Raw genomic sequence first — 21,367 nt, 5'->3', positions numbered from 1 at the left:
CGGCTAATCCAGCAACCGATGCAGCTTGGCGTACTGCAACAACATGATGGTCTTGCCGTCGCAGATCTCCCCGCTCTCGATCATGCCCAAGGCCTGGTCGAGGGACAGCTCCAGCACTTCGATCTCTTCGCCCTCGGCTTCAAGGCCACCGCCTTCGTGCTGCTTGTCTTCGTCGAAATATTCGCCGACGAAAAAATGCACCCGCTCAGTCACCGAGCCTGGGCTCATGAAGGCGTCGAACACCTTGCGCACGTCCTGGATGATGTAGCCGGTTTCCTCCTGGGTTTCCTTGCGGATGCAGGTGTGCGGGTCGTCGTTGTCCAACAGGCCGGCGCAGGTTTCTATCAACAGGTCATCATGCCCGTTGACGAAAGCCGGAAAGCGAAACTGCCGGGTCAACACCACCGTTTGCTTGGCCTTGCTGTACAGCAGGATGGTGGCGCCGTTGCCGCGGTCATAGGTCTCGCGCGTCAGTTCGCGCCATTGGCCGTTGCGGCCGAGGTAGTCATAGGTGGTCTTGCGCAGCACGTACCAATCGTCCGAGAGGACTTCGACGTGCTTGATGCGTACGCGATCCTTGATGCTGATTGCCTGTGTCATTCATCACTCCATTCCGGCCCCGGGGCCCGGCATAAAAATCCTGTTCGGGTGTTCGGTGCCCATAAAAAAAACCACGATGGCCCATCGTCTTTTCTCGTTCGACAAAACCTGCCCGCTCGTTAACTCTTCGACCAGCCCTGGGCCTGCGGGGATGCATAAATAAAAACAAGCCAGACGAGAACTCCTCATGGGCATCCATCTGAAATTCGGTCACAAGATTCTTCTTGGTGCCTGCGCCATCGTGATGACGGTATTTCTGTCTTTCTCTTTGTTCAACGACCATCGCCAGGAAGCCAGCACCCGCGAAGCACTGCACAGCAATCTGCAGGCCACGGGCCAGTTGCTGGGTGCGAACCTCGGCAGCTGGCTGGCCGGCCGGATCCTGTTGATCGAAGGTGCCGCCGAAACCGTCGCCGCTCATCCCACGCCGGACACCATCAGCCGCGTTCTATCCCAGGACATCATTACAAAGACCTTCATAGCCAGCTACGTCGGTCTTGAAGACAGTCGGTTCTTTATTCATCCCGAACGGGTGATGCCCGATGGCTATGATGTCCGCCAACGCTCTTGGTACAAAGACGCGGCTCGCACCCTTCAACCCGTGCTCACCGAACCCTACATCGGTGCGGGTATCGATTATCTGATCATGACCCAAGCGGCTCCGATCAAGGTCAATGGCAAAGCCGTTGGGGTACTGGGTGCGAGCCTGAGCCTGGAACAACTCGCGAAAATCATCAATGCCGTGGACCTCAACGGCATAGGCTATGCCTTCCTGGTCAGCGACGACGGCAAGATCCTGGTGCACCCGGACAGCACGCGGGTTACCCAGACACTGGCGCAAGCGTTCCCCGAAGGCCCGCCGAGTATCAACAGGGCCTTGAATGAAGTGCAGGAAAACGGTCAGGCGCGGATCGTCACTTTTACGCCGATCGACGGCCTACCCTCGCTGCACTGGTCCATCGGACTTTCCGTGGATAAAGACAAAGCCTACGCCGCACTCCATGAGTTTCGCACCTCGGCGCTGATCGCCACCCTGATCGCGATGCTGGTCATGGTCGGCTTGCTCGGCCTGCTGATCAACGCCCTGATGCGACCTTTACGCAGCATGGGCTTAGCCATGCAATCCATAGCCGATGGCGAAGGTGACCTGACCCAACGCCTGCACAGCCTGTCCCGGGACGAGTTCGGCCTGATGGCAGCAGGGTTCAACCGCTTCGTCGAACGGATCCAACAATCGATCCGAGAAGTCCTGGCGTCCAGTATCCAGCTCACTCAATTGGCATCACAGGTCAGCCAGGCGTCCAACTCTTCCCTGAAAAGCTCTGACACTCAAGCGGCGCTGACCCATAACGTTGCCACGGCGATCAATGAACTGGGGGCCGCTGCCCAGGAAATCGCTCGTAGCGCCGCTCACGCGTCAAGCCGCGCCTCTGACACCAGAGATCGGACCCGGGAAGGCCAGTCTGTGGTGCAGCAAAGTATCAGTGCCATGTCGCAACTCTCGTCGCAAGTGGTCAATACGCGCCAGGACATCGAAAGCCTGAATGAAAAAACGCTGAAGATCGGACGTATTCTCGACGTCATCAAAGGCATCTCTGACCAGACCAACCTGCTGGCCCTTAACGCTGCCATCGAGGCCGCCCGCGCCGGAGATGCCGGACGCGGTTTTGCGGTGGTCTCGGACGAAGTGCGCACGCTCGCCCATCGCACCCAACAATCAGCCCAGGAAATCCACGGCATGATCGAGGCGTTGCAAGCAAATGCCGGCAACGCGGTGAGCGCCATGCTCGAAAGCCAGCGTTACAGCGACGACAACGTCAATACTGCCAAGCTCGCGGGCGAACGGCTCGATCGCGTGCTGCTAGGTATTGGCGAGATCGACGAGATCAACCTGTCGGTGGCCACCGCCACCGAAGAGCAAACCTCAGTGGTGGATAACCTCGATCGCGACATCAGCCACATCAATGACCTGAACCAGGAAATGGTCGGCAACCTGCAATCCACCTTGCAGGCCTGCACAGAACTGGAAGATCAGTCACGCCGCCTGCAACAAATGGTCAATACCTTCAAGATCTGAACGTCATCCAGGACCGGATTGGCGGCGATCGCTCCGGTCCTGGCACGAATAAAGGGCTCCAACTACAAGGCCGGAACGCGGGGCAATGCGCGCTTGTGGGCCGTCTTGATGTAGGCGTGCTCGATGATCTGTCGCGCCTGGGGCGACACCTCTTGGCCCATCAGGTACGCGTCGATTTCCTCGTAGCTGCAGCCATACGCCACTTCGTCCAACTTGCCGGGCGCCAGGTCTTCCAGGTCCGCGGTCGGCGCCTTGCGCACCAGGTGCGCGGGGGCGCCCATCGCGTCGGCCAACAATCGCACCTGGGTCTTCGTCAGCCCGGACAACGGTGCCAGGTCGCACGCGCCGTCGCCGAACTTGGTGAAAAACCCCATCACCGCCTCTGCCCCATGATCGGTGCCCACCACCAACCCGTTGCTTAAGTTGGCGATGGCGTATTGCGCCAGCATCCGTGCCCGGGCCTTGGCGTTGCCTTTGGCAAAGTCGGTGAGTTCGGCCGAAGGCTGCAAGCCATCGATGGCGATGCTGCCCATCAGCCCGTCGACACACGCGGCGATGTTGCTGGTGGTGATCACGTCCGGCCGGATGAAATCCAGGGAAGCCTGGGCGTCTTGCTCGTCGGCCTGGGCCTTGTACGGCAGCCGGACGGCGATAAACCGCGCCGCGTAGTCTTCACCCCGCAGTTGCTCCACCGCCAACTGGCAGAGGCGACCGGCGGTAAGGGAGTCGACGCCGCCACTGATCCCCAGGACCAGGGACTGGCAACCCGACTCGCGCAAGATCTGCTTTATGAACTCGACGCGGCGGGCAATCTCGGTTGCTTCGCCGCCCTGCGTGAGTTGGCGGTCGATGCCCAGCTCCTGGGCAATGCTCTCTTGCTGAAACGAAGTCATATCAAGCTCCCAACTGTGGATTGATCAGGGCGACGTTGAACACTTGGGCGGCGTACCGCAGAAACGAGACATCCTCGCAGACGTTCTTGATCGGGTCGTCGGAGAACTTCACCACCGGTTCGCCGTGGACCCGCACCAGTTTCATGACGATGCTCAGCGGTTCGACACCGTCGACATCACAAGCCAGGCTGGTGCCCATGCCAAAGCCGAATTTGGCCTTGCCGCGAACATGACGCAGGATCGGCAGGCACTTTTCGAAATTGAGGCCATCGGAGAACATCAGGTCCTTGGTACGCGGATCGATGCCCAGTTCCTGGTAGCGCCCCAGCACCTTGTCGGCCCAGACGATCGGATCACCGGAATCCTGGCGCAGGCCGTCATAGAGCTTGGCAAAGTACAGGTCGAAATCCTTGAGGAAAAAGTCGGTGCTGATGCAGTCCGTCAGGGCGATACCAAGGCGGCCGCGATACTCGCGCACCCAGTTTTCCAACGCCGCGTTCTGGCTCTCGCGCAAGCGCCCGAGTTGCTGGTGCACCATCAGCCATTGGTGAGCCATGGTGCCAATCAGGGGCAGATCGAACTCGTAGGCCAAGTGAGCGTTACTGGTGCCGACAAAGACCCCAGGAAAATCGCTGCGCATCACATTCACCACTTCACGCTGGGCCCTGAACGACAGCCGCCGCCGGGTGGAGAAGTCTGAAACGCGAAACTCGGCGAGTTCTTCACGGCTGGCATTTTTCTCCAGCCATTCGAACTTCTGGTACAACTTGCGGGTGACGTCGGCCAACTCGACCTCGGGGTATTTCTCGCGGTTGCGCAGTTCGCTGACCATCGCCAATACCGGTTGCTCGAACATGATGCAGTGCAGCATCGGGCCACGGACGCGGATGTGAAGTTGGCCATCGACTTCCGCAACGTGGATGTAACGCAAATTGAAGCGAAACAGGCCAAGAAACTGTTCGAAGTCCGGGGTCAGGTACTCACGGAAACGCTTGTTGAACAGGAACCGCTGCTCCCCTTCGCGCAGCTGCAACCCGGCGAGCTTCTCCAGTTCGACACGGATGTCCGGGATCAGGTGACCGAGCCGCTCCTTGGAACGCACGATGAACTGGTATTCCACCTCGACATTCGGGTGCTGGTGCAAGACCGCCTGCATCATGGTGAAGGTGTAGTAGTCGGTATCCAGAAGGCTCTGGATGGTGCCACTGCTTGAATCGAATGCACTGTCCATGTCTTTTCCTTATGGGTTTGCCAGGCGGATGGTTTCTTCGCGGGTCGCGGCAACCGAGATCCCCGCTTGCTGCATGTCTTGGATGGCTTGAATCGCCCCCTCCTCACTGATGGCCCGGCAGGCCGGGAGGTGAATGATCACCTTGAAGCCGGCGGCGGCCAGTTGCAGGGCGGTGGTCTTGACGCAGAAATCCAGCGCCAGCCCGCCGACAATGACCTGCTCCACTCCCAGGCCCCTCAGGTACTCGATCACCCCGGTGGACAGCTTGCCGTGCAGGTCGTGGTAGCAGGCGCCGTACGGGTGCAAATCCGGCTCGACCCCCTTCCAGACGAAATAGTCGTAGTCGTACGGGGTCGGCAGTTGATCCAGCAGGGCGAAACCTTCGGTACCAGGGACGCAGTGGCTGACCCAGGTGATGTCGGCGTGCTCGAGCCCGGTCGGCACGAACATCTGTGCGTGATCGGCGACCACCCACGGGGCCAGGGGCGAATGGGCGTCCTTGCTGCCGATACGGAGGCTGGCCAGGGACGCGATGAAATTCAGCTCACCGGCAATCTGATCACCACCCGGCACCGGAAGCTCATCGGGGCATAGCGGCGTGAAGCTCTTTTGCGCATCGACATCGAAGGAAGCGGTTTTCCGGGTCAGGCTGTTCATGCTGGGTTTCTCCTCTTCATGGCCACGAGAGTACACAAGGTGTACTTTCATAACAAGCCATCCGTAGAAAATATTTTTGACGTGCCCTTTCTATCCAAACCAATTGGTTAAACAGAAAGCGGGTTTTCACAAAAAAGATTTTGCTGATAGAGTACATGTCATGTACTAACAGAGGATGAGCCATGTTCGAGATAGCCCTTTATGGCGGCGCCTTCAATCCCCCTCACGCCGGTCATGCCCAGGTGATGATCGAGGCCTCATGCCAGGCCAGACGCGTGCTGGTGGTCCCAAGCTTGCGGCATCCCTACGGCAAGCAAATGGTTGACTATGAGGTGCGCCTGAACTGGCTGGAATCGATCGTCGAAAACGTTCAGCCGCTGTGCCGCGCCGAAGTGCGTGCAAGCCGGGTGGAACAGGTCGTGGCCCGCGGCGTTGAAGGCGCGATCTACAGCTACACCCTGCTCGCCCACCTCGCCGACAGCCTGGCCCTGGACGGCAAGCGGATCGCGTTGGTGGTGGGCCAGGATGTCGCGGACCTGCTGCCGACCTTCTATCGCGGGCAGGAATTGCTGGAGCGTTTTTCCATCCTTCGCGTGGAGGAAAAGATCCACGTGCGCAGCACCGTGGTTCGCGAACGGCTGGCCTTGGGCGAGCCGCTTCCCAGCGACTGGATGGCACCCGGCATGAACCCGTTAAACTATGACCTTTACGCTACCCACGGAAATCGACATGCCCACTAGCACAGCCCCCGCCCGCGGTTACCTGCACACCATCGACCTCTGTGTGCTGCGCTTCTGCCGGGAGACCCAGGCGCTGGAAATCCTCCTGAACCGACGGGAAGCCGAGCCGTTCGCCGGCCATTGGGCGCTGCCCGGGATCGTGGTCAATGGTGACGTCGAAGATCTCACGCTGAACGACGCCGTGGAGCGCCTGCGCAGCTCGAGCAAAGTGGGCATGCCGCTGGCCTGGATCGAACAGGTGGGTACCGTCGGCGACGCCTTCCGCGACCCACGCTGCTGGTCATCCTCGACGTTCTACCTGGCGATTGTCAGCGAGGCGGTCCAGCTCGCCGAACACCAGGGGTTTTTCCCCCTCAAGGATGTCGCCGACGCCTCGATCAAACTCCCTTTCGACCACAACAGCCTGGTGGCCGCCGTCCAGGAACGGTTGTTGTCCAAAGCCCTCTACAGCAGCCTGCCGCTGATGTTCCTGGGCCCGGAATTCAGCGCGCCGGAAGCGGTGAGCATTTTCTCCGTGGTACTCGACCGCCCGGTGCTCAAGACCAGCATGCGCCAGCGTTTGCTGAAGATGACCGAGGCGGGTTATTTGCAGGAAACCGGCCGCAAGAAAAGCGGCGACGGCGGCCGCCCGCAACGCACGGTGGAAAACCTCAAGCCGGGAGCCGTTTATCTTTTTGATCGTTGCTTTCTGGAATAGTGCTTAGGGGGCCAGCGCAAATGCTGGCGCCATCCGCTCCTGCTCATTGCTTGAGATGCCCAGATACCGTGCGACCCTGGGCCATTTTCTGACGACGCCCTGGAACCTCTCGATGGTTTGTCTGGCATCGTCAGCGGAGACGCGGAAATAACCGGCCACGCTCATTGCCAGATCAAGGTCTATGGCGTTATCGGCCTCTGAAACGTTGAGCCTCAAGCCAGTGTCACCAGGGACAGGGTTCATGTCATACGCAGGCGAAAGACGCCAACCGCGCCCTGGCTCCAATAGGAAGCCGTGGTTTCGTAGATGATCATCAGTATTCGAAACCAGCATGTTGAAGACAATTCTTCGCCAAAGCTCGGGAAGATCCACGTCGGCAGCGGCCCCCTCCCTGACCAATACCTCTGCAATCTCCAGGTAACTGGCCCCTGTCTCATGCCCATCACCATCCTGATGGTCCGTCAGGGTCATCGCTGAAGCAAAGTGAAGTCGACCACCCGTTGCTGTTCTGTCAAAGCGCTTAACCATGAAACAGTGGTACTCACTCGCGTACCGTTGCGCTTTTCCTTCAGCCACATAGAGCCCGCAGCCTTGGGCCAATGTGTTGACGACCATCTCCCAGCCGCCCACGTCGTGGGTGTCTCTATTACTGGGAAATTTTCCTATCCAGAGCGCGTGCTCGTCATCTACTACACTTGCCTTGGGCCTCGCTCCACCCAGAGAGCCACCTGGAGCAATGAGCATTCGAATCCAGTCCTGACCCTGAGCCCCCCGATCCTCTCCAGCTTCAAATCGACGCGAAGCCTCTTCAAGCTCACGCATGCGGGCCATCGGGGGAGCGGCATGCTCCACATGGTCGTCAAGGAACGCTCCTTCTTCCTCGACTTTGAAACGCAGTCCCCCTACCCGGTAGGCGTCGTGAACCCCGATGAGATAGTCCGAGTCAAACAGCCGTGCGTCCTGCGGTACGACTCCTGCTCTTTTGTCCCGCTCCAAGCGACGATCCATCAACAGTCGCCCCCATCGATCAGGCGAGGAGTCCGATACGCACCCAAAGCAATTTCTCGTTGGATATTGCCGCCCTTCGTAAGGCTGAATCCGAGGGTCGATCGCAATCTGAGTGTGAAGGGTTTGAAGAACAGCCCGCGCGTACTCGAACTCCATACGCTCGGATCCTGCCAATCTGCGGGAATGAAGGGTTCCAAGCAGTACGGGGGCTGTTTCATTCCAGTCTGCGTAGACGAAAATCCTTTCAGGCATCGTCGTCCCCTAAAAGCTTCTTAGCCAGTTCAGAGCTTGTCTGGCTTCGGCTGTCAGCGGCTGGTGAGGTAGAACTGTTCTCTTTTGCCGAGACGCTGACCAGATTGTCCCAATGAAACTGGGGCAGCCGTACTTTTGGCTTGATGTGCTCGACTGCAGAACGCCCTTTCAATTCGGCATCTTGCAGATCACGGCCTAATTCATCCGTGCGTGCGAGCAATTCAAGGTCCTTCTCCAACCCCAAGGCTACCAATACCGAAACGTAGGCCCCGATGGTCACAGCAGGACTGCCACTTTCCAGCGCCCTCAACGTGGGAGCGCTCATGCCCGCCCGCGCAGCCATTTGCGCCGCAGTGATCTTACGGCGCTTACGAGCCAGCTCGATCCGTTCGCCAAGCTGGCGCAGGAGCCGCTCAGCGGATGGCATGAGGGGTGCTGTTTTTTTCGGCATGGCAGTATTTTTTCAATTTCTTTGAGGATTTGAAAAAATACTAGCACATGGATGATCGGAATCTGCCAACAACGAGAAAAAATGAAAGTATTTTTTCATATTCATAAAGAAAATCGAAAAATACCTTCCAAGCCAAATCTTGGTTACTCAAAGATCAGCGCAGATGTCAGGTCGGTTTTTTCTTCAGCTGTTCGGTGAAGGGTCGGGATAGGTGTCATCCATTTGTAGGGACCGAGGCGGCTGAACGAATGAGCGGGTTTAGCAGTGCTAAACCCGACCAGATTCATTACCTAGGATCACCAAGAAGCCTGGCCCTTGGTGGACGACTCACTCCACCGTCACAGACTTCGCCAGATTCCGCGGCTGGTCCACATCAGTCCCCTTGAGCACCGCGACGTAGTACGACAGCAGCTGCAACGGGATGGTGTAGAGGATCGGCGACAGGATGTCGTGGATGTGCGGCATGTGCACCACGTGGGTGCCTTCACCGTTGGTCATGCCGGCTTGCTCGTCTGCAAAGACGATCAACTGGCCGCCGCGGGCGCGCACTTCCTGCAGGTTGGACTTGAGCTTTTCCAGCAGCTCGTTGTTCGGCGCCACGGTGACCACCGGCATGTCGTTATCCACAAGCGCCAGCGGGCCGTGCTTGAGTTCACCGGCCGGGTAGGCCTCGGCGTGGATATAGGAGATTTCCTTGAGCTTCAAGGCCCCTTCCATCGCCACCGGGAATTGCGCGCCACGCCCGAGGAACAGGGTGTGGTTCTTCTCGGCGAACAGTTCGGCGATTTTTTCCACGGTGCTGTCCATGGCCAGGGCTTCGCCCAGGCGGGCCGGCAGGCGGCGCAGTTCTTCCACCAGTTTGGCCTCGACGCCCTCGTCCAGCGTGCCGCGGACCTGGCCCAGGGACAGGGTCAGCAGCAGCAGGCCCACCAATTGCGTGGTGAACGCCTTGGTCGACGCCACGCCGATCTCACGACCGGCCTGGGTCAGCAGGGTCAAGTCGGACTCGCGCACCAGCGAGCTGATGCCGACGTTGCAGATCGCCAGGCTGGCGAGGAAACCCAGTTCCTTGGCGTTGCGCAGGGCCGCCAGGGTGTCGGCGGTTTCCCCGGACTGGGAAATGGTGACGAACAAGGTGTCCGGCTGCACCACCACCTTGCGGTAACGGAACTCACTGGCCACTTCGACCTGGCACGGAATACCAGCCAGTTCTTCGAGCCAGTAACGGGCGACCATCCCGGCGTGATAGCTGGTGCCGCAGGCGACGATTTGCACGTTACGTACTTTGGCGAACAGTTCGGCGGCCTGTGGGCCGAACGCCTGGACCAGCACCTGGCTCTGGCTCATGCGGCCTTCCAGGGTGCGCTGCACCACGGCCGGTTGTTCGTGGATTTCCTTGAGCATGAAGTGGCGGAACTCGCCCTTGTCGGCGGCTTCGGCACCGTCGCGGTATTGAACGGTCTCGCGCTCCACGGCTTTGCCGTCGATGTCCCAGATTTGCACGCTGTCGCGGCGAATCTCGGCGATATCGCCTTCTTCCAGGTACATGAAGCGGTCGGTGACCTGACGCAGCGCCAACTGATCGGAAGCCAGGAAGTTTTCCCCCAGGCCCAGGCCGATCACCAATGGGCTGCCGCTGCGGGCTGCGACCAGGCGATCAGGTTGTTTCGCGCTGATGACCGCCAGGCCATAGGCGCCGTGCAGTTCCTTGACGGTGGCCTTGAGGGCCACGGTCAGGTCCGCCAGGTCCTTGAGCTTGTGGTTGAGCAGATGGGCGATGACTTCAGTGTCGGTGTCCGAAGTGAACACATAACCGAGCGCCTTGAGCTGTTCACGCAGGGCTTCGTGGTTTTCGATGATGCCGTTGTGCACCACCGCCAGATCGCCGGAGAAATGCGGGTGAGCGTTACGCTCGCACGGCGCGCCATGGGTGGCCCAACGGGTGTGGGCGATACCCAGGCGACCGAGCAGCGGTTCGGCGTCCAGCGCCTGCTCCAGCTCGCTGACCTTGCCCGGACGACGCATGCGCTCGAGCTTCTCGTCGTGGGTGAACACCGCCACACCGGCGCTGTCGTAGCCGCGGTATTCCAGGCGCTTGAGGCCTTCGAGCAAGATTGCTGTGATGTTGCGTTCAGCAACGGCGCCGACAATTCCACACATGCTATTTCTCCTGGCTGACAGGCGCGCAGATCACGGTGATGCCGCGGGCCTGAATCTGATCGCGGGCCTCTACGGGCAGGCGATCATCGGTAATGAGGGTATGGACGCTGCTCCACGGCAGCTCCAGGTTGGGGATCTTGCGGCCGATCTTGTCGGCCTCCACCATCACGATCACTTCCCGGGCAACCTCAGCCATCACGCGGCTCAAGCCCAGCAGTTCGTTGAAGGTGGTGGTACCTCGAACCAGATCGATGCCGTCGGCGCCGATGAACAACTGGTCGAAGTCGTAGGAGCGCAGAACCTGCTCGGCCACCTGGCCCTGGAACGACTCGGAGTGAGGGTCCCAGGTGCCGCCGGTCATCAACAGCACCGGCTCGTGCTCCAGTTCGCTCAAGGCATTGGCGACGTGCAGGGAATTGGTCATCACCACCAGGCCCGGCTGTTGGCCGAGTTGAGGGATCATGGCGGCGGTGGTGCTGCCACTGTCGATGATGATCCGCGCGTGTTCGCGGATCCGCTTCACGGCGGCCCGGGCAATGGCGAGTTTGTACTTGGAAACGGTTTGCCCGTTATCGGCCACCAACTCCTGCGGCATCGGCACCGCGCCACCGTAGCGACGCAGCAGCAGGCCATTGGTTTCCAGGGCGGCGAGGTCCTTGCGAATCGTAACCTCCGAGGTTTCGAAGCGCTTGGCCAGCTCATCCACACTGACCTCGCCCTGCTCTTGGAGCAAAGCAAGGATGTTGTGACGGCGCTGTGGCGTATTGCGTTTCGACATGGCGGCTTAAGTTTCGATTCGAAAGATAACGTAAGCAATCAAAACCTATTGCAACGATATCGTCAAGGCGCCAGAAGAAAAATTCAGAAATCCTCTCATCCCTGTGGGAGCGAGCTTGCTCGCGAAGGGGCCAGGCCAGGCAATACAGCTTTACCTGATACACCGCTATCGCGAGCAAGCTCGCTCCCACAGGGGTTGTGGATAACTTAGGGCTTCTTGATTTTTTCCGGCCGCTTCCAGCCGTCGATGTTGCGTTGGCGCGCGCGCGCCACCGCCAATTGGCCGTTATCCACATTCTGGGTCAGGGTCGAACCGGCCGCCGTGGTCGCACCACTGGAGATATCCACAGGCGCCACCAAGGAGTTGTTGGAGCCGATGAAGACATCGTCACCCATTACGGTTTTCCACTTGTTGGCGCCATCGTAGTTGCAGGTGATGGTGCCGGCGCCAATGTTGGTGCGGGCGCCGACTTCAGCGTCACCCAGGTAGGTCAGGTGACCGGCCTTGGCGTCTTCGCCCAAATGAGCGTTCTTGAGTTCGACGAAGTTACCCACATGGGCACGGGCTTCCAGCACGGAGCCTGGACGCAACCGCGCAAACGGGCCGGCATCGCTGCCTTCGCCCATGACCGCGCCATCGAGATGGCTGTTGGCCTTGATCACCACGCCTTTGCGCAGGGTGCTGTCCTTGATCACGCAGTTCGGGCCGATGACCACATCGTCTTCGATGACGACCTTGCCTTCGAGGATGACGTTGATATCGATGACCACGTCGCGACCCACGCTGACTTCACCACGCACATCGAAACGGGACGGATCGCGCAGGGTCACGCCTTGGGCCATCAGGCGGCGGGCGGCGCGCAATTGATAGTGGCGCTCCAGCTCGGCCAGTTGCCGGCGATCGTTGGCGCCCTGCACTTCCATGGCATCCAGCGGCTGCTCGGTGGCGACCACCAGCCCATCGGCAACGGCCATGGCAATCACATCGGTCAGGTAGTACTCACCCTGGGCGTTGTTGTTCGACAGACGACTCATCCAGTCGCCCAGGCGCTCGGCCGGCACGGCAAGAATTCCGGTGTTGCCCTCGGTGATCGCGCGCTGTGCCTCGTTGGCGTCCTTTTGCTCGACAATCGCCGTCACCTGGCCGTCGGCGTTGCGCACAATGCGACCGTAACCGGTGGGGTCATCCAGCTCGACGGTCAGCAGGCCCAACTGCTGCGGGGCGGCGTGCTTGAGCAGGCGCTGCAAGGTCTCGACTTCGATCAGCGGCACATCGCCGTAGAGAATCAGCACCGTATCGGCCGTGATGAACGGCACGGCCTGGGCCACGGCATGGCCGGTGCCCAGTTGTTTGTCCTGCAGCACGAAATTCAGGTCATCCGCCGCCAGGCGTTCGCGTACCGCATCGGCACCGTGGCCGATGACCACATGAATGCGCTGTGGATCAAGTTGCCGCGCGCTGTGGATAACATGACCGAGCATGGAATTGCCGGCGACCGGGTGCAAGACCTTGGGCAACGCCGAACGCATGCGGGTGCCTTGGCCGGCCGCGAGGATAACGATTTCAAGAGACATGACTGGCTACCAATCCTGGGTGGTCAGCGGCTGCGACCAGGTAATGAATAGGGGGAAAAGAAAAAAGGGTAGCCGAGGCTACCCTTTTTAATCAATCGCACAGAAGCAGACGGCTTAGCCGCCGAACTTCTTGCGGATCTGCTGGACGGTACGCAGCTGGGCTGCGGCCTCGGCCAGACGTGCGGCAGCAGAACCGTAGTCGAACTCCGCGCCGCGCTCGTGCAGGGCCTTCTCGGCGGCCTTGACGGCCTCCTGAGCGGAAGCTTCGTCCAGGTCGGCAGCACGTTGCACGGTGTCGGCAAGGACCTTGACCATGTTCGGCTGAACCTCGAGGAAACCACCGGAGATGTAGAACACCTCCCGTTCCCCGCCCTGCTTGGTCAGAGTAATCGGACCTGGCTTCAAGCTGGTGATCAGCGGTGCGTGACCCAGGGCGATACCAAGATCACCCAGCTCACCGTGCGCAACCACAAACTCGACCAGACCGGAGAAGATTTCCCCTTCCGCACTGACGATATCGCAATGGACTGTCATAGCCATCTGATTGCCTCAACCTAAATTAGCGCCCGTTGCCGGGCGCCGGGATTACAGTTTCTTGGCTTTCTCGATCGCTTCTTCGATGCCGCCGACCATGTAGAACGCTTGTTCTGGCAGGTGGTCGTAGTCACCGTTGAGGATGCCTTTGAAGCCAGCAATGGTGTCTTTCAGGGAAACGTATTTACCCGAGGCACCGGTGAAGACTTCAGCCACGAAGAACGGCTGCGACAAGAAGCGCTGGATCTTACGAGCACGGTTTACCAACTGCTTGTCGGCTTCCGACAGCTCGTCCATACCCAGGATCGCGATGATGTCCTTCAGTTCCTTGTAACGCTGCAGCACGTACTGAACGCCGCGAGCGGTGTCGTAGTGCTCCTGGCCGATCACGTTCGGGTCCAGTTGGCGCGAAGTCGAGTCCAGTGGGTCTACCGCTGGGTAGATACCCAGGGAAGCGATGTCACGGGACAGAACGACGGTGGCGTCCAAGTGGGCGAAGGTGGTCGCTGGCGACGGGTCGGTCAAGTCGTCCGCTGGTACGTATACCGCTTGGATCGAGGTGATCGAGCCTTGCTTGGTGGAAGTGATGCGCTCTTGCAGCACGCCCATCTCTTCAGCCAGGGTCGGCTGGTAACCTACTGCCGAAGGCATACGGCCCAGCAGTGCGGATACTTCGGTACCGGCCAGGGTGTAACGGTAGATGTTGTCGACGAACAGCAGAACGTCGTTACCTTCGTCACGGAACTTCTCGGCCATGGTCAGGCCGGTCAGGGCTACGCGCAGACGGTTTCCCGGCGGCTCGTTCATCTGGCCGTAGACCAGTGCCACTTTGTCCAGAACGTTGGAATCCTTCATCTCGTGGTAGAAGTCGTTACCCTCACGAGTACGCTCACCCACACCGGCGAACACGGAATAACCGCTGTGCTCGATGGCGATGTTACGGATCAGTTCCATCATGTTTACGGTCTTGCCTACACCGGCACCACCGAACAGACCGACTTTACCGCCCTTGGCGAACGGGCAAACCAGGTCGATAACCTTGATGCCGGTTTCCAGCAGCTCGTTGCCACCAGCCTGTTCAGCGAAGGTTGGCGCAGGACGGTGAATGCCCCAGCGCTCTTCGGTGTCGATCGGGCCAGCTTCGTCGATCGGGTTGCCCAGTACGTCCATGATCCGGCCCAGGGTCGCTTTACCGACCGGTACGGAGATGGCTGCGCCAGTGTTGTTGACGTCCAGACCGCGCTTCAAGCCCTCGGTGGAGCCCATCGCAATGGTACGAACCACGCCGTCGCCCAGCTGCTGCTGAACTTCCAGGGTGGTTTCGGCGCCTTGAACCTTCAAGGCGTCGTAGATGCTCGGTACGCTGTCGCGTGGGAATTCCACGTCGATAACGGCGCCGATGATTTGAACGATACGTCCGCTACTCATAGCTGGATCCTCTGAATATTTGAACCGTTAAACCGCGGCAGCGCCGCCGACGATTTCCGAGATCTCTTGGGTGATCGCAGCCTGACGCGCCTTGTTGTAGATCAGCTGCAAATCGCTGATCAAATCACCGGCGTTGTCGGTAGCGTTCTTCATCGCGATCATCCGCGCCGCTTGTTCAGCTGCGTTGTTCTCGACCACCGCCTGGTAGACCTGCGACTCCACGTAGCGGACCATCAAGCCGTCGAGCAGCTCCTTGGCATCCGGTTCGTAGAGATAGTCCCAGTGGTGCTTGAGTTCCTGTTCCGGGGTCGCCACCAGTGGAATCAACTGCTCCACGGTCGGCTGTTGCGTCATGGTGTTGATGAACTTGTTGGATACCACGGACAGGCGGTCGATCCGGCCTTCCAGGTAAGCATCCAGCATCACCTTGACGCTGCCGATCAGGTCATTGATCGACGGTTCTTCACCCAGGTGGCTGATAGCAGCGACGACGTTGCCGCCGAAGTTGCGGAAGAAAGCCGCACCCTTGCTACCGACCACGCACAGATCGATCTCGACGCCTTGTTCGCGGTTTGCCGCCATGTCCTTGACCAGGGCCTTGAACAGGTTGGTGTTCAAGCCGCCGCACAGACCACGGTCACTGCTCACCACAACGTAACCGACGCGCTTGACGGCGCGTTCGATCATGAACGGGTGGCGGTATTCCGGGTTGGCGTTGGCCAGATGACCAATCACCTGGCGGATGCGCTCCGCATAAGGACGGCTAGCAGCCATGCGCATTTGTGCCTTGCGCATTTTGCTGACCGCCACTTTTTCCATGGCGCTGGTAATCTTTTGCGTGCTTTTGATGCTCGCAATCTTACTGCGAATCTCTTTTGCGCCTGCCATGTAACACCTATCAGGTTAGCAAGCGGGAGCCTTGCGGCTCCCGCTGCGGCTTACCAGGTTTGGGTGGCCTTGAACTTCTCGATACCGGCCTTGAGGCCAGCGTCGATTTCGTCATTGAAGTCACCTTTAACGTTGATCTTGGCCATCAAATCGGCGTGATCGCGGTTGAAGAAAGCGATCAGCGCTTGTTCGAAGCTGCCGATCTTGGCGATTTCAATGTCAGTCAGGAACCCACGCTCAGCGGCATACAGCGACAGCGCCATGTCAGCGATTGACATTGGTGCGTATTGCTTCTGCTTCATCAGCTCGGTAACGCGCTGACCATGCTCAAGTTGCTTACGGGTCGCTTCGTCCAGGTCAGAAGCGAACTGGGCGAATGCCGCCAGTTCACGGTACTGGGCCAGGGCGGTACGGATACCACCGGACAGCTTCTTGATGATCTTGGTCTGAGCGGCACCACCCACACGGGATACCGAAACACCGGCGTTCACAGCAGGACGGATGCCCGAGTTGAACATGGCCGATTCCAGGAAGATCTGACCGTCGGTGATGGAAATCACGTTGGTCGGAACGAACGCGGAAACGTCGCCAGCCTGGGTTTCGATGATCGGCAGCGCGGTCAGGGAACCGGTCTTGCCAGTCACTGCGCCGTTGGTGAACTTCTCTACGTACTCTTCCGAAACGCGGGATGCGCGCTCCAGCAGACGGGAGTGGAGATAGAACACGTCGCCTGGGTAGGCTTCACGGCCTGGTGGACGGCGCAGCAGCAGGGAAATCTGGCGGTAGGCCACTGCTTGCTTGGACAGATCGTCATAAACGATCAGCGCGTCTTCACCGCGGTCGCGGAAGTATTCGCCCATGGTGCAACCGGAGTACGGTGCCAGGAACTGCAGTGCGGCCGATTCGGAAGCACTGGCGGCAACGATGATGGTGTTAGCCAGTGCACCGTTTTCTTCCAGCTTGCGAACCACGTTGGCGATGGTCGATTGCTTCTGACCGATTGCCACGTAGACGCAGAAGATGCCGCTGTTTTTCTGGTTGATGATCGCGTCGATCGCCAGAGCGGTCTTACCGATCTGACGGTCGCCGATGATCAGCTCACGCTGGCCACGGCCGACAGGGATCATGGCATCGACAGCCTTGTAGCCAGTCTGTACAGGCTGGTCTACCGACTTACGCCAGATCACGCCTGGAGCAACTTTCTCGACCGCGTCGGTCTCGGTGTTGTTCAGCGGACCTTTGCCGTCAACAGGGTTACCCAGTGCGTCGACAACGCGACCCAGCAGTTCCTTACCTACCGGAACTTCGAGGATACGGCCGGTGCACTTGGCGCTCATGCCTTCAGCCAGCGTCGTGTATGCGCCCAGTACCACGGCACCTACAGAGTCTTGCTCCAGGTTGAGGGCCATACCGTAGACGCCGCCCGGAAACTCGATCATCTCGCCGTACATGACGTCGGCCAGACCGTGAATCCGCACGATGCCGTCAGATACGCTGACGACAGTGCCTTCGTTACGGGCTTGGGAGGTCACATCGAGCTTGTCGATGCGGCCCTTGATAATTTCACTTATTTCGGAAGGATTGAGTTGCTGCATTGCTCTGCTGCCCCTTCAAACTCAAGATTTCAATGCTTCGGCAAGTTTCGCGATTTTGCCGCGAATCGAGCCATCGATAACCAGGTCGCCGGCGCGGATGACAACGCCCCCAATCAGGGACTTGTCTTCCTCGACTTGCAGGCGCACTTCCCGGTTGAGTCGTGCACTGAGAACCTTGGCGAGTTTGTCTTGCTGTTCTTGGTTCAATGCGAAAGCACTGGTGACTTCCACGTCTACCGATTTCTCTTGCTCGGCCTTGTACAGGTCGAAAAGAGCGGCGATCTCCGGCAGAAGCGGGAGACGGTCGTTTTCGGCAACGACATGGATGAAATTCTGTGCCTTGGCATCGAACTTGTCGCCGCACACGTCAATGAACGTGGCGGCCTTTTCTGCGCTCGTCAGTCGCGGGGCCTTGAGCACGCGCTGCATGGTGCCGTCTTGCGACACCGCTGCTGCCAGGCCGAGCATGGCTGACCAATTGGCCAGTTGCTGGTGGGCCTGAGCGTGCTCGAAGGCCGCCTTAGCGTAAGGTCGGGCCAACGTGGTCAGTTCTGCCATGATCGCCCTCGCTTAGATTTCAGCAGCCAGTTTGTTTACCAGCTCTGCGTGCGCGTTTTGATCGATTGTGGCACCCAGGATCTTCGAAGCACCGCCAACGGCCAGAGCACCCACTTGGGCACGCAGCGCGTCTTTGACACTGTTGAGTTCCTGTTCGATCTCGGCTTGAGCCTGAGCCTTCACACGGTCAGCTTCGACGCGAGCCTGTTCACGGGCTTCGTCGACAATCTGGGTACCGCGTTTCTTGGCTTGCTCGATGATTTCAGCTGCCTGAGCTTTCGCTTCGCGCAGTTGCTGACCCACTTTCTCATGGGCCAACTCCAGGTCGCGAGCTGCACGGCTGGCAGCGTCCAGACCATCAGCGATCTTCTTTTGACGTTCGTGCAATGCCGCAATGACCGGAGGCCATACGAACTTCATGCAGAACAGTACAAAAATCAGGAACGCAACGGACTGGCCAATCAGGGTCGCATTAATGTTCACGCCAACACCTCGCAGTTACGTTGTCCATCACACCAATCTACTCGAGAAATCCGAGTAATTAGCCAGCGATTTGACCAACGAACGGGTTCGCAAAGGTGAAGAACAGCGCGATACCAACACCGATCATGGTCACGGCGTCGAGCAGACCGGCCACGATGAACATTTTGACTTGCAGCATTGGAACCATTTCTGGCTGACGCGCTGCGCCTTCCAGGAACTTGCCGCCCAACAGGCCGAAACCAATTGCGGTACCCAGTGCGCCCAGGCCGATCAACAGTGCAACAGCGATAGCGGTTAGACCAACTACAGTTTCCATCTTTCCTCCCGACTTTTACGTCGTATGGTTTAGGTTTTTTAGATTAAAGCGGTAAAACAAATCGTTTCTCAGCCCGGTTCGGGCTCCTTCCCGTTTGACCGGGAAGGACATCAGACTAGTCGAGACTGGCCTTAATGGTTTTCTTCGTGCGCCATCGACAGGTAGACGATGGTCAGCATCATGAAGATGAACGCCTGCAGGGTGATGATCAGGATGTGGAACACAGCCCACGCCCACTGCAGAACTACACCCAGGCCGCTGAGCCACAGCAGGCCGCTGCCGAACATCACAGCGATCAGGATGAACACCAGTTCGCCGGCATACATGTTGCCGAACAGACGCAGTGCCAGGGAAATCGGCTTGGCGATCAGGGTCACGAATTCCAGCAGGAAGTTCACCGGAATCAGCAGGGCCTGAACGAGGATGTTCTTGCTGCCGAACGGGTGCAGGGTCAGTTCGCCGATGAAGCCGCCGATGCCCTTGACCTTGATGCTATAGAAAATGATCAGTGCGAAAACCGAGAACGCCATGCCCAGGGTCGCGTTCGGGTCGGTGGTCGACACGGCGCGGAAGGGGATGTGTGCATCGCCGGAGATCAGGATGGCCAGCTGAGGAATCCAGTCGACCGGTACCAGGTCGATGGCGTTCATCAGGAACACCCAGACGAAGATGGTCAGTGCCAGCGGTGCGATCACCGGGCTGCGGCCATGGAAGCTGTCTTTCACGCTGCCATCGACGAATTCGACCAGTACTTCAACGAAGTTCTGCAGTGCACCTGGCTGACCGGAGGTCGCCTTCTTGGCCGCCATGCGGAAAAGAAGAACGAAAATCAGGCCCAGTGCGACCGACCAGCCGAGGGTATCGACGTGGAAAGCCCAGAAGCCCATTTCCTTGGCTTCTGCTGCGGTGTGGGCAAAGCCCCAGCCGCCGTTGGGTAGCTGACCGAAGGTCAGGTTCTGCAAGTGGTGCTGGATATAGCCCGAAGCGGTTGTCTCTGCCATGGTTGCCTCAAACGCCCTAAGGTCTCGAAAGTCTTGTTCTCATTAGCAGGGGAGCGAACCAGCTGACCAGTTGGGTCAGCACGAAGACGCCGAATACAGCCAGCGGCGCCAATGGCTTCACACCTGCGAACGTCAGTGCAAACAGCACTGCCGTCAAAATCAGTTTCCCCGCCTCGCCGGCATAAAAAGACCGGACGATAGCCTGGGCTGCTCGGGCGCCGGAAAACCGAAAGGCCCTGTGAGCGAAGTAAATATTGGGAAGCAAGGCTATCAGGCCTCCGCAAAGGCCTGAGTATCCGGCGACGACTCCTTTCCATTGCCAGAGCGCCAATGTGGCGATCAGTACGACGGTGAATTGAGCCATCAGAACCGGGAAAACTGCCAGACGATGGAACGGCAAGCGGTTTGGCGTGCGGGTTTCCATCGCTTTTGCTCTCCAATAGTCGGCCGCCATAATTCAATAACTTGGCATAATTTGTGCCGACAAAATGCGCGCAGAGTATAGGGGCGGTTCTGCCCCTATTCAACTGTCAGGTAGTGATTTCCGACTGCGCGCTACAAGAGCAATTGTTTCAGCGAATGTGTGCAAGGACACCTTGCAACTCATCGAGGGAGTTATAACCGATCACCAGTTGGCCCTTGCCCTTCTTCCCGTGGCGAATCTGCACCGCAGAGCCCAGGCGCTCGGCCAGGCGTTGTTCGAGGCGGGCGATATCCGGATCGATCTTGGGTGCCTCCACAGGTGCCGGTTTGCCACTGAGCCACTGGCGAACCAGTGCCTCGGTTTGGCGCACGGTGAGCCCCCGTGCGACAACATGTCGCGCCCCTTCAACCTGTTGATTTTCCGGCAAACCGAGCAATGCACGGGCATGGCCCATTTCCAGGTCGCCATGGGACAGCATGGTCTTGATGACTTCCGGCAACGCAATCAGGCGCAGCAGGTTGGCCACGGTCACGCGGGACTTGCCCACCGCCTCGGCAACCTGTTGCTGGGTCAGCTGGAATTCCTGCTGCAAGCGCTGCAAGGCCACGGCTTCCTCGATCGGGTTGAGGTCTTCACGCTGGATGTTCTCGATCAGCGCCATGGCGATGGCCGTTTCATCCGGCACATCGCGGACCATCGCCGGGATGGTTTCCTGGCCGGCCTGCTGGCTGGCGCGCCAGCGACGTTCGCCGGCGATGATCTCGAAGCGTCCATTGGCGATCGGCCGGACCACGATCGGCTGCATCACGCCCTGGCTCTTGATCGATTGGGCCAATTCTTCCAGCGCCTGCGGGTCCATGTCCCGACGCGGCTGGTATTTGCCGCGCTGGATCAGGTCCAGGGGCAAGTGCTGCAGCTCGCGCTGGTCGGCCTGTACGGCCTGTTCTTCCAGCGAGCTGACAGTCGGACCGCTGAGCAGTGCATCCAGTCCACGTCCGAGACCTCGTTTCTTGACGGCCATG

22 protein-coding genes are annotated in these 21,367 nt (G+C 59.2%); 3 read left to right on the top strand and 19 right to left on the bottom strand.

The features are described from left to right. Positions 1-3 precede the first annotated feature (3 nt). Positions 4-600 (bottom strand): GDP-mannose pyrophosphatase NudK, encoded by a 597-nt coding sequence (nudK, locus tag AO356_RS11800; protein WP_060739927.1) that lies wholly within the window; start codon positions 598-600, stop codon positions 4-6. 187 nt (positions 601-787) lie between these two features. Here nudK and AO356_RS11795 point away from each other — a divergent pair, with 187 nt between their 5' ends. Then, the gene (locus AO356_RS11795; RefSeq protein WP_060739926.1) at positions 788-2,677 is read left to right on the top strand and encodes a methyl-accepting chemotaxis protein; all 1,890 of its coding nucleotides are present in this window, start codon (positions 788-790) and stop codon (positions 2,675-2,677) included. A 62-nt stretch (positions 2,678-2,739) separates the two neighbouring features. On the opposite strand, the gene nadE is transcribed toward AO356_RS11795, so the two are convergent. From nadE to AO356_RS11780, 3 genes are read right to left on the bottom strand one after another with little or no spacing between them, the layout of a single operon-like run. Continuing rightward, complete coding sequence (nadE, locus tag AO356_RS11790) at positions 2,740-3,570, bottom strand: ammonia-dependent NAD(+) synthetase (protein ID WP_060739925.1); 831 nt, start codon at positions 3,568-3,570, stop codon at positions 2,740-2,742. 1 nt (position 3,571) lies between these two features. Continuing rightward, positions 3,572-4,801: a nicotinate phosphoribosyltransferase gene (gene pncB, locus AO356_RS11785; protein WP_060739924.1), complete on the bottom strand. Its 1,230-nt coding sequence runs from the start codon at positions 4,799-4,801 to the stop codon at positions 3,572-3,574. A gap of 9 nt (positions 4,802-4,810) precedes the next feature. Continuing rightward, the gene (locus AO356_RS11780) at positions 4,811-5,458 is read right to left on the bottom strand and encodes a nicotinamidase (RefSeq protein ID WP_060739923.1); all 648 of its coding nucleotides are present in this window, start codon (positions 5,456-5,458) and stop codon (positions 4,811-4,813) included. Between the two features lie 182 nt (positions 5,459-5,640). Between AO356_RS11780 and AO356_RS11775 the strand changes: the two genes are divergently transcribed. Then, a complete protein-coding gene (locus AO356_RS11775) occupies positions 5,641-6,198 on the top strand; it encodes an adenylyltransferase/cytidyltransferase family protein (protein ID WP_060739922.1) in 558 nt (185 codons plus the stop codon). Further along, positions 6,188-6,895, top strand: a complete 708-nt coding sequence (locus AO356_RS11770; RefSeq protein WP_060739921.1) for an NUDIX hydrolase — start codon at positions 6,188-6,190, stop codon at positions 6,893-6,895. Before AO356_RS11775 ends, AO356_RS11770 begins: the two co-directional genes overlap by 11 nt. A gap of 3 nt (positions 6,896-6,898) precedes the next feature. On the opposite strand, the gene AO356_RS11765 is transcribed toward AO356_RS11770, so the two are convergent. The 15 genes from AO356_RS11765 to AO356_RS11695 form a co-directional block, all read right to left on the bottom strand. Beyond that, positions 6,899-8,155 (bottom strand): type II toxin-antitoxin system HipA family toxin, encoded by a 1,257-nt coding sequence (locus AO356_RS11765; RefSeq protein ID WP_060739920.1) that lies wholly within the window; start codon positions 8,153-8,155, stop codon positions 6,899-6,901. Continuing rightward, positions 8,148-8,606: a helix-turn-helix domain-containing protein gene (locus AO356_RS11760; RefSeq protein WP_060739919.1), complete on the bottom strand. Its 459-nt coding sequence runs from the start codon at positions 8,604-8,606 to the stop codon at positions 8,148-8,150. Before AO356_RS11760 ends, AO356_RS11765 begins: the two co-directional genes overlap by 8 nt. 327 nt (positions 8,607-8,933) lie before the next feature. Beyond that, positions 8,934-10,766 (bottom strand): glutamine--fructose-6-phosphate transaminase (isomerizing), encoded by a 1,833-nt coding sequence (glmS, locus tag AO356_RS11755; protein WP_060739918.1) that lies wholly within the window; start codon positions 10,764-10,766, stop codon positions 8,934-8,936. Position 10,767: 1 nt separating this feature from the next. Then, positions 10,768-11,544 carry a DeoR/GlpR family DNA-binding transcription regulator gene (locus tag AO356_RS11750; protein WP_060739917.1) on the bottom strand — a complete coding sequence of 259 codons (777 nt, stop codon included), beginning with the start codon at positions 11,542-11,544 and terminating at the stop codon, positions 10,768-10,770. Positions 11,545-11,750: 206 nt separating this feature from the next. After that, positions 11,751-13,118, bottom strand: a complete 1,368-nt coding sequence (gene glmU, locus AO356_RS11745) for a bifunctional UDP-N-acetylglucosamine diphosphorylase/glucosamine-1-phosphate N-acetyltransferase GlmU (protein WP_060739916.1) — start codon at positions 13,116-13,118, stop codon at positions 11,751-11,753. A gap of 114 nt (positions 13,119-13,232) precedes the next feature. Continuing rightward, a complete protein-coding gene (locus AO356_RS11740) occupies positions 13,233-13,658 on the bottom strand; it encodes a F0F1 ATP synthase subunit epsilon (protein ID WP_060739915.1) in 426 nt (141 codons plus the stop codon). A 45-nt stretch (positions 13,659-13,703) separates the two neighbouring features. Then, a complete protein-coding gene (atpD, locus tag AO356_RS11735; protein WP_003187186.1) occupies positions 13,704-15,080 on the bottom strand; it encodes a F0F1 ATP synthase subunit beta in 1,377 nt (458 codons plus the stop codon). Positions 15,081-15,107: 27 nt separating this feature from the next. Next, the gene (atpG, locus tag AO356_RS11730; RefSeq protein ID WP_060739914.1) at positions 15,108-15,968 is read right to left on the bottom strand and encodes a F0F1 ATP synthase subunit gamma; all 861 of its coding nucleotides are present in this window, start codon (positions 15,966-15,968) and stop codon (positions 15,108-15,110) included. Between the two features lie 50 nt (positions 15,969-16,018). Next, the gene (atpA, locus tag AO356_RS11725) at positions 16,019-17,563 is read right to left on the bottom strand and encodes a F0F1 ATP synthase subunit alpha (RefSeq protein ID WP_053126819.1); all 1,545 of its coding nucleotides are present in this window, start codon (positions 17,561-17,563) and stop codon (positions 16,019-16,021) included. A 21-nt stretch (positions 17,564-17,584) separates the two neighbouring features. Beyond that, positions 17,585-18,121 carry a F0F1 ATP synthase subunit delta gene (locus tag AO356_RS11720; RefSeq protein ID WP_060739913.1) on the bottom strand — a complete coding sequence of 179 codons (537 nt, stop codon included), beginning with the start codon at positions 18,119-18,121 and terminating at the stop codon, positions 17,585-17,587. A 12-nt stretch (positions 18,122-18,133) separates the two neighbouring features. Beyond that, a complete protein-coding gene (locus AO356_RS11715) occupies positions 18,134-18,604 on the bottom strand; it encodes a F0F1 ATP synthase subunit B (RefSeq protein ID WP_047230097.1) in 471 nt (156 codons plus the stop codon). Between the two features lie 58 nt (positions 18,605-18,662). After that, entirely contained in the window at positions 18,663-18,920 is a 258-nt protein-coding gene (gene atpE / locus AO356_RS11710) for a F0F1 ATP synthase subunit C (protein ID WP_003097235.1), read from the bottom strand. A 131-nt stretch (positions 18,921-19,051) separates the two neighbouring features. After that, a complete protein-coding gene (gene atpB / locus AO356_RS11705) occupies positions 19,052-19,921 on the bottom strand; it encodes a F0F1 ATP synthase subunit A (RefSeq protein ID WP_039593180.1) in 870 nt (289 codons plus the stop codon). Positions 19,922-19,937: 16 nt separating this feature from the next. After that, positions 19,938-20,345 carry a F0F1 ATP synthase subunit I gene (locus tag AO356_RS11700; RefSeq protein WP_053126821.1) on the bottom strand — a complete coding sequence of 136 codons (408 nt, stop codon included), beginning with the start codon at positions 20,343-20,345 and terminating at the stop codon, positions 19,938-19,940. 148 nt (positions 20,346-20,493) lie between these two features. Continuing rightward, on the bottom strand, positions 20,494-21,366 hold the full coding sequence (locus tag AO356_RS11695) for a ParB/RepB/Spo0J family partition protein (RefSeq protein ID WP_060739912.1): 873 nt from the start codon (positions 21,364-21,366) through the stop codon (positions 20,494-20,496). Position 21,367 lies beyond the last annotated feature (1 nt).

This window comes from Pseudomonas fluorescens (assembly GCF_001307275.1).
GTDB lineage: Bacteria > Pseudomonadota > Gammaproteobacteria > Pseudomonadales > Pseudomonadaceae > Aquipseudomonas > Aquipseudomonas fluorescens_AA.
The sequence above is the reverse complement of the archived record's forward strand: the minus strand, read 5'-3'. Positions and strand labels throughout refer to the sequence as shown.

Excerpts from the sequence above, each read along its gene's own strand:
- AO356_RS11765 (WP_060739920.1), bottom strand. The coding sequence starts at position 8,155 with ATGCCTGAAAGGATTTTCGTCTACGCAGACTGGAATGAAACAGCCCCC.
- AO356_RS11770 (WP_060739921.1), top strand. The coding sequence starts at position 6,188 with ATGCCCACTAGCACAGCCCCCGCCCGCGGTTACCTGCACACCATCGAC.
- AO356_RS11795 (WP_060739926.1), top strand. The coding sequence starts at position 788 with ATGGGCATCCATCTGAAATTCGGTCACAAGATTCTTCTTGGTGCCTGC.
- atpE (WP_003097235.1), bottom strand. The coding sequence starts at position 18,920 with ATGGAAACTGTAGTTGGTCTAACCGCTATCGCTGTTGCACTGTTGATC.
- glmU (WP_060739916.1), bottom strand. The coding sequence starts at position 13,118 with ATGTCTCTTGAAATCGTTATCCTCGCGGCCGGCCAAGGCACCCGCATG.
- nudK (WP_060739927.1), bottom strand. The coding sequence starts at position 600 with ATGACACAGGCAATCAGCATCAAGGATCGCGTACGCATCAAGCACGTC.
- AO356_RS11750 (WP_060739917.1), bottom strand. The coding sequence starts at position 11,544 with ATGTCGAAACGCAATACGCCACAGCGCCGTCACAACATCCTTGCTTTG.
- AO356_RS11740 (WP_060739915.1), bottom strand. The coding sequence starts at position 13,658 with ATGGCTATGACAGTCCATTGCGATATCGTCAGTGCGGAAGGGGAAATC.
- AO356_RS11775 (WP_060739922.1), top strand. The coding sequence starts at position 5,641 with ATGTTCGAGATAGCCCTTTATGGCGGCGCCTTCAATCCCCCTCACGCC.
- glmS (WP_060739918.1), bottom strand. The coding sequence starts at position 10,766 with ATGTGTGGAATTGTCGGCGCCGTTGCTGAACGCAACATCACAGCAATC.
- AO356_RS11780 (WP_060739923.1), bottom strand. The coding sequence starts at position 5,458 with ATGAACAGCCTGACCCGGAAAACCGCTTCCTTCGATGTCGATGCGCAA.
- atpB (WP_039593180.1), bottom strand. The coding sequence starts at position 19,921 with ATGGCAGAGACAACCGCTTCGGGCTATATCCAGCACCACTTGCAGAAC.
- atpG (WP_060739914.1), bottom strand. The coding sequence starts at position 15,968 with ATGGCAGGCGCAAAAGAGATTCGCAGTAAGATTGCGAGCATCAAAAGC.
- AO356_RS11720 (WP_060739913.1), bottom strand. The coding sequence starts at position 18,121 with ATGGCAGAACTGACCACGTTGGCCCGACCTTACGCTAAGGCGGCCTTC.
- nadE (WP_060739925.1), bottom strand. The coding sequence starts at position 3,570 with ATGACTTCGTTTCAGCAAGAGAGCATTGCCCAGGAGCTGGGCATCGAC.
- atpD (WP_003187186.1), bottom strand. The coding sequence starts at position 15,080 with ATGAGTAGCGGACGTATCGTTCAAATCATCGGCGCCGTTATCGACGTG.
- AO356_RS11695 (WP_060739912.1), bottom strand. The coding sequence starts at position 21,366 with ATGGCCGTCAAGAAACGAGGTCTCGGACGTGGACTGGATGCACTGCTC.
- AO356_RS11700 (WP_053126821.1), bottom strand. The coding sequence starts at position 20,345 with ATGGAAACCCGCACGCCAAACCGCTTGCCGTTCCATCGTCTGGCAGTT.
- pncB (WP_060739924.1), bottom strand. The coding sequence starts at position 4,801 with ATGGACAGTGCATTCGATTCAAGCAGTGGCACCATCCAGAGCCTTCTG.
- AO356_RS11760 (WP_060739919.1), bottom strand. The coding sequence starts at position 8,606 with ATGCCGAAAAAAACAGCACCCCTCATGCCATCCGCTGAGCGGCTCCTG.
- atpA (WP_053126819.1), bottom strand. The coding sequence starts at position 17,563 with ATGCAGCAACTCAATCCTTCCGAAATAAGTGAAATTATCAAGGGCCGC.